The organism is uncultured Desulfovibrio sp. (assembly GCF_944324525.1).
Classification (GTDB): domain Bacteria; phylum Desulfobacterota; class Desulfovibrionia; order Desulfovibrionales; family Desulfovibrionaceae; genus Desulfovibrio.
This window is the reverse complement of the sequence record NZ_CALUWS010000076.1, coordinates 1-6575: the sequence shown is the minus strand read 5'-3', so window position 1 is coordinate 6575 and position 6575 is coordinate 1. Positions and strand designations below refer to the sequence as shown.

Sequence of the window (6575 nt, the reverse complement as noted above, 5' to 3'; positions counted from 1 at the left end):
ATTCGGCTCTTGGCAGAAAACCTCCAGCTTCATGTCTGAACGGAGGGTGAACAACGTGTTGACACTCTACATCTAGGCAAAGTGTAGCAGCGCTGAGGGAAGAAAGCTCTACATCGGTCTTTTGCTGAGATCCTGTCCAACGGTATGCCGTGGGCCGAAAAGGCGTCCAGCATCGCGCGGCTACGCTGCGGGACCGCATTTCCCTTTTCTTCTGTTTCCGATCAGTCGTCGCACGGAGAAGAACGTGTCCGCATCGTTGAGGGCAGCCCATGAAAGCGTGACGATATCCTCGTCATAATCATCCCGGAAATGAGAGATCCATATCCCTTCTTTTGAGGCAACGATGCAGAATATTGCGCCAAGTTGCTTGGCATAGCTCCGTGCCTGCTTTTTGGCTTCGCGCAATTGCCTGGCGGAAGCTATGGAGAGTTTTGTTTCCAGCAGGATATACGCGGAATGATGATCGCTCGTCACATGCGGGAGGATGACAAAGTCAGGGATCAGCGCAAAATTATGATTGCCGACCTCGATATATAATTGCTGCTGATAGTCTGCTTCACTATAACCGAGTCGCGCCAAGAAAGGTTTGACAAGCTTCTTTTCTACATCTTTTTCATTAAAATAGAGTATGTCTGCATTCTCTTGGATATGTTCTATTCGCGGGAGTTCGCATTGTGAGATAGCCAGGAGATGGTTATAGGCCGAAGGAGGGATCTCCACGCCGTTGATCCCCTGCATATTTTTTCGGACGATGGGAAGAGTCTGAAAAACGCTGTCTTTGCGTAGTTTATGCAAGGATATGCGCGAAATGCTTTGTATTTTTTCTATGTAGGCGCATCTGTAATAATAAAAAAATGGGTCGTTGAAACCGGTTGAAACGACTTTCCATATCGAGTCGAAGGCACTTGCGGGACTGCGCAGATACATGATCGCCATGTCGCCCGCCAGAGCTTCTGGATCGCATTGCCAGCATATGACAGACGATTTCTGATTTTTGAGAAAAAAGTCATCTTCCGAACCGCCGATGCAGAAGATCCCTCTTGGCTCCGGCAATTTTTCAATAAGATAGCTCTTGACCCCGCCAAGATACTTGGGCGCAAAATCGTAGAGAAAGGCGCAGAGTTCGCCAAGAGTGAGATGATGCTTTTTTCTGAAATCCTGAAGAGCACGGCAAATTTCGCCATAGTAAAGAAATCGCTCTCGGTAATGCTTTTTGAGTGGCATTTCCGGCAGATGGATACCAAATGTGTGTGAGATCTTTTCGAATATGTTGAAATTGTATTTGAAGTAATAGGGAACAAAAAAGTCAGGAAAATTAATAGACAGATATGTCGTAAAGTAATCGAGTGACCCGGAGAAGCAGGAAAAAATATCTTTTTCTGACAGACCGTCACCAGCATCTATTTCAGCGTGAAGGGAATCCATCACCATATCTATGCTATGCACGCGCTTCCAGCGACCGAAGTTTCCTTCTTTCAGGTCTTGGGCAAGGTCGTGCAGCTGCTGGATGCCTTCATCTACAATTTTTGTATCAGGGCAGTATGCGCAGCGCAGCGCGCGTATGGTAGGGAAATACTCTTCCGCAAAAGGGGCGTACAGGCTCCGGGAAAACAGGCGAACGATATTTTTTCCGCCGGCCGCAAGGTAGTTGGCCCACACATAGGCGTTGAACATCATACATCCTTTCGCTGCGTTTCGTCAGAGTTCAGGCAGGCCCGTTTGCCGCCCGCATGGCCGCTGTCAGACAAGCCGCGTCCACGCTGCAAAGATGGCCGCAGCCCGCACGCAGGCGTTTGGGCGGGTTTGCGTCAGGACTGCACGGAAATCTGCTGATAGACGGTAACGGCCAACGCGGAAAAAGGAAAGGCGCTGCCATGACGGGCAAGGGCCCCGGCATTGCGTCCCTTGGCCTATGCTGCCCGTCAGGGTGCGGAAATGCGGCAGAGCGGGCAAACCCTGCCGGATGACCTTCTGCCAGCATAGGCAGGGCAGCGGCGCATAGCGTGAGTTTTGGAGAGGGCAGCTTGATTTATGGACAATAACGTGGAAAAATTCGCAACCACATGTCGGGCAAGGCAAAGCTCAGCGCGACGGTACGGCGTCGGGCCGCTGCCATCCGCTGGTGCCGCGGCTGGGCGGGTCCGCCCGGCCGCGTTGCGGATGTCGTGCTCCCTTCGCGGGCGCGTCGTGTCATGTCCGGCAGGTTTGCGTACCTGGACGTAAAGCAGGCCGGATATGATCCGTTCCCGCTGCCGTCCTGCGCTGCCCCTACCCTGAACAACGCGGAGGTCTGTGCCGATGCGCCGCAACATTTGTATCTCCAAACGGTCCCTGGTTGGTCGTGTCCTCCTGCTGTGCCTGCTGTTGATTGTGGTGGGCGGCACCGGGGGCTGCAGCGGCGGCCTCCTTGTCCACAGAGGCCCCTTGTGGTTTGAAAAGCCGTTCATCGCCATGCGGGAAAAGGCATGGCGCGAAAAAGCCGAAAGAGAATGGAAGACCTACGACGCCAATGTGAAGGAAATTTTCCGCCTGGATCAGGAGATCCCGGCGCAGTGTCCTCCCCCTCGCACGAGTCCACGCTGGGCCACTGAAAAGCTCATCCGTGACCGGCTGTCGTGGGTCGCCTTGCGTGATGAGGCTGACGCGGGCGACGCTCTGGCGCAGGTGGAGATGGCGCGGGCCCTGTATTCCCTGGCCAGGCAATATTCCAACCCGCGCACGCACGGGCGCTGGATCGAGTGGGGGCTGTTCTATGCCCGCTGTGCGGCGGCACAGGACGTGCGCGGCCTCGGGATCCTCGGCATCTATCAGTGGAATCTGCTGGACAAGCCCGTTGAAGGCGAACAGACCCTGAGGCAGGCGGCACGCGGGGGCGTGCTGGAGGCCGTGGCGCTGCTGCATGATAACGTCGTGGATTGCGCGCCCATTATTTCCGGCGATGAGGAGGAGGCCCTGACGGAGTATTATGTGGGACGCAATCCGTCCAAATACCAAAAAGATCCTTCGAAAAATTCGGAACTGAGTCTTTTTTACAATCCGGTAACAGGCTGGAAAATCGACAGCTTCAGGGATCTCTACGTCAACTTCTGGCGCATCCCCGGCAGGGATCCCACCTTGCGCGGAAACAAGCCCGGCGAGCTTGATCCCTATAACGGCACCTATTTTTTGCCCCAGCCCCAACCCTGGCCGGAATTTGACAAGCTCGTCCCGACCCTGGCCGAATTGCGCAGCCCGGCCCGTCAGGCCGCCCTGTACAAGGAACTTGCCGGCATGTGGAAGGACCTGCCTCCTTGCAGCAGCGACGGTGTGGAGTTCAGGCGCGGCGGCAACTTTTTCTTCCATGACCCGGCCAAGCCACTCTTCATCAATCTGCGGCATGTGCGCCGTCACAAGGAGCTGGCGGATACCAGCGGCAACTGGGAAGTGCAGGCGCAGCTGGGGCAGAGGCTGATACGTTATGCCGAACGGCTGCCAGAGCTGTCCCCCGTGCTGGACGAGCCCATTCGGCATTACTACGGCTGCGCCGTGCGCCGGCGGGGCGTCAGCCCCTATGATGTCGATTGGCTGGCCAAGTATCTGGAAAAAAAGGGGGACTGCGCCGCCATGGAGAAGGTCTTGCGGCTGGGGGCATGCACCGCGGGCGACCACGTAACCAGGAACATCCCGGCAGACAAGCTGACCGAGCTCTACTGGGGCGACAACTACTATGAGTATCACGAGGCCAGCACGGCAATGGAGAAGCGGGTCGCCCGGGCAGAGACGGTGGAAGAACTGTCGACCATCATTCCGCCGCTCGACTTGTACCTTGAAAAGGGCAAGTGCGTGGCCCGGAACAGATATGACCCGTCGACCATGACGCAGGACAGTGCACGGGACATGACGCAGGACACGACGCAGGGCAAGGAGCAGGGCAAGGACAGGGGCAAGTCGCCCGGCGCGCATTGAGCGGGCAGCCGTCAGAGGGCAGCGTGCGGCACGCGTCTGTGTGTTCAGGTGGCGCGCGTCTGCTCCCGACGCGGCACGGGAAGCGCGAGCCCGGCCGCGCATACGCGCTTGCGCCGCTTCTTGGCGCATGCGCGATCTGCCGAGGCCTTCCCGCCGGAACCATCAGCGGGGCGGCCCCGGAAGCTCGCCGTGGGCAAGCGACAGGCTGAGACGGCGCGCAAACAAGAAGAGCGCGGGCGTGCCGTTACCGGTCGAGTGCCTGCATTCCATGAGGGGCAGAAACATTTTCGCGCAACCTCGTACCGGCGGCAAAGCGCATCGGGCGCTGTTCTCAGGTTGCGTGACGGAATTCTCAACGCACACGGCGGCTTTTGACGAGGAAGTGCCGTTCTGCCTTTCCGTCATTTGCCATACAGGATACCTCCTTGCGGCGTGCCGCTGTCCGAGCGCGTGGCGGATGCCGGCATGCGAGGGCGTTGTGCCTGTGAAAAAGGCGGAACGTGAGGTGGCGGCACAGTGCCGCCCGGCCCAAACCAAGCGGGAAACACCGCGTTTTTTCCGCCAAATGCCAGGCCGTAGGTTTGAAACTTGGAGCGTTTCAAACGGAAAATGCTTATGGCGCAAGCGTCTTTTCAGGCCCGGAGCGTTGCCCTTGCCTGTGCCCAGGGATGTGCCCAAAAGAAAAGGCACTCACGCCATGAACGTGAGTGCCGTTTTTTTCTGGTGCGCCCGGCAGGAATCGAACCTGCGGCCTACAGCTTAGGAGGCTATCGCTCTATCCAACTGAGCTACGAGCGCGCGGAGCAAAATACTAGGTAAATGTCGCTGTCCTGTCAAGAAAAGGAAAAGGCGGCTTTGTCAGCCCGGCGCACCGCCGGTCACAGGCTGTATTCGAGCACCAGCGCCACGGCGGCCAGGCACAGACAGGCGAGCAGCACGCTGTAGGCCTTGCGGACACGGAGCGAAAGCACCGCGCCGAGCATGGCGGCGACGTACATCATGGGCCAGTTGATGTTGCGCAGCAGGGGGCCGCGGCGCTGGGAGTCCAGCCCTTCAAAGACCAGCGTCAGTCCGACGAAGCAGATGAGATAGAGAGCGAACTGCCAGCAGGCGCGCAGGCTGATGCCCAGCAGCAGGGCATGCCCGGGCGCGCAGCCGCGGCCTGTACGGCAATAGCCTTCCACGGCGGGCATGATGCGGTTGAGCAGGACGCGCTGGCTGCGTTCGGCGAAGGCCGCCGCATAAGCGGCAAGGACGGCGAGGAGCAACGGCAGCAGGAGCGCGCCGGGCGCGGACCAGCCGTAGAGCCGGACCAGAGGGAACATGAGCAGGAAGCTCAACACCCCCTGCGGGGGAACGACGCTGCCCAGCGGCACCACATCCAGCCAGAGCAGCTCCAGCGTGATGCCGAGCGGCAGGGCAAGCAGCCAGTCGCCGGTCAGCAGGCCCATGAGCAGGGCCGCAAAGAGCGGCCGGTCAACGAGGCGAAAGATCAGCGTATGCCGGAAGACTCCCAGCAGGACAAAAAAAAAGCGTAGGGAATGCCCCGCAAGGCCATATCAAAGAAGCTGTTCAATGGAATCCCTCACCTTCTCGGAAGGTACGCAACGAAAATCCAGCTGGATGCAGCGCTGCAGCAGGGTGCGCAGATCTTCGCTGTCCTGCTCCGACACAGCGACATGGGGCAAAAGCTGTTTTTTGCCGGGGGCGTAGTGAAGATTGCCTATATTCAGGCATTTCATGGCGATGCCGGCGTCGCTGGCGTGGCGGGCGTCCTTGCAGTCCTCGAAAAGGACCAGCACGCTGTCGCCGCAGGCCTGCAGGGTCGCGGGCAGGGCTTCCAGCCTGACGAAATGCGTTTCCACGCTCTGCGGCACGGCGAGCAGGGTGATCTGCTGCCGCAGGTCGTCCTGCGCCATGGCGTCATTGGCTACGACCAGATGATGGGCGGCCACATAGGGCAACCAACCCTCGATGACCTGCCCGTGCACCAGACGGTTGTCCACCCGAAACCACGTCATGCCTGGGCGCCCGCCTTATCCGCCTTGTCCGTCTTATCCGCCTTCTCGGCCTTGTCCGCCTTGTCGCGCGTCTTGTTGCGCAACATCTTGCCGGCCACCACGATACCCTTGGTGCCCGCCTCGCCGGCCAGTTCGGCCAGTTCTTCCAGGCTCTTGGTCCGGCTGCTGAAGACCTTGAGCAGCATGGGCAGGTTGACGCCCGTCACCACTTCCACATGATGGTTGCCCAGCAGCGAAAGGGCCAGATTGGTCGGCGTCCCGCCAAACATGTCGGTCAGGATGATGACGCCGGCTCCCTTGTCGAGGCGCTGGGCGGCATCATCCAGCCGTCTGACGGTCTCCGGCACTTCCTGCGCGATATCAACGCTGATGGAGGTGCAGTCGCTCAAGGTCCCGAGGATAAATTCCGCCGTGCGCAGCATGGCCGAGCCGTAATCGGCATGGGCCACCACGATGATGCCGACCTGTGCGGGGCTGCTGCTCTGATCTTCTGCCATGATTCACCTTGCCCTTCTGACGGTTGGGGAAATTTCTCTAGGGTCAGGACTCATTATTTCCATACGCTTCAAAAAAGAGTAGGTATGGAGACGGAGGTTACCATGTCTACTC

At 58.7% G+C, this 6575-nt stretch carries 5 protein-coding genes and 1 tRNA gene; 1 reads left to right on the top strand and 5 read right to left on the bottom strand.

The window, feature by feature from the left end:
* Nucleotides 1–180: 180 nt before the first annotated feature.
* Nucleotides 181–1674 carry a hypothetical protein gene (locus Q0K12_RS12050; RefSeq protein WP_297263216.1) on the bottom strand — a complete coding sequence of 498 codons (1494 nt, stop codon included), beginning with the start codon at nucleotides 1672–1674 and terminating at the stop codon, nucleotides 181–183.
* Nucleotides 1675–2424: 750 nt separating this feature from the next.
* Between Q0K12_RS12050 and Q0K12_RS12045 the strand changes: the two genes are divergently transcribed.
* Nucleotides 2425–3945 (top strand): hypothetical protein, encoded by a 1521-nt coding sequence (locus Q0K12_RS12045; protein ID WP_297263215.1) that lies wholly within the window; start codon nucleotides 2425–2427, stop codon nucleotides 3943–3945.
* A 721-nt stretch (nucleotides 3946–4666) separates the two neighbouring features.
* Here the strand turns inward: Q0K12_RS12045 and Q0K12_RS12040 are convergent.
* The 4 genes from Q0K12_RS12040 to Q0K12_RS12025 form a co-directional block, all read right to left on the bottom strand.
* A tRNA-Arg gene (locus tag Q0K12_RS12040) sits at nucleotides 4667–4743 on the bottom strand.
* An 80-nt stretch (nucleotides 4744–4823) separates the two neighbouring features.
* Nucleotides 4824–5465: a PTS sugar transporter subunit IIC gene (locus tag Q0K12_RS12035; protein ID WP_363315625.1), complete on the bottom strand. Its 642-nt coding sequence runs from the start codon at nucleotides 5463–5465 to the stop codon at nucleotides 4824–4826.
* A 39-nt stretch (nucleotides 5466–5504) separates the two neighbouring features.
* On the bottom strand, nucleotides 5505–5966 hold the full coding sequence (locus Q0K12_RS12030) for a PTS sugar transporter subunit IIB (RefSeq protein ID WP_297263214.1): 462 nt from the start codon (nucleotides 5964–5966) through the stop codon (nucleotides 5505–5507).
* Nucleotides 5963–6463 carry a PTS sugar transporter subunit IIA gene (locus Q0K12_RS12025; protein WP_297263213.1) on the bottom strand — a complete coding sequence of 167 codons (501 nt, stop codon included), beginning with the start codon at nucleotides 6461–6463 and terminating at the stop codon, nucleotides 5963–5965. The genes Q0K12_RS12030 and Q0K12_RS12025 overlap by 4 nt, the downstream gene beginning before the upstream one ends.
* Nucleotides 6464–6575: the final 112 nt, after the last annotated feature.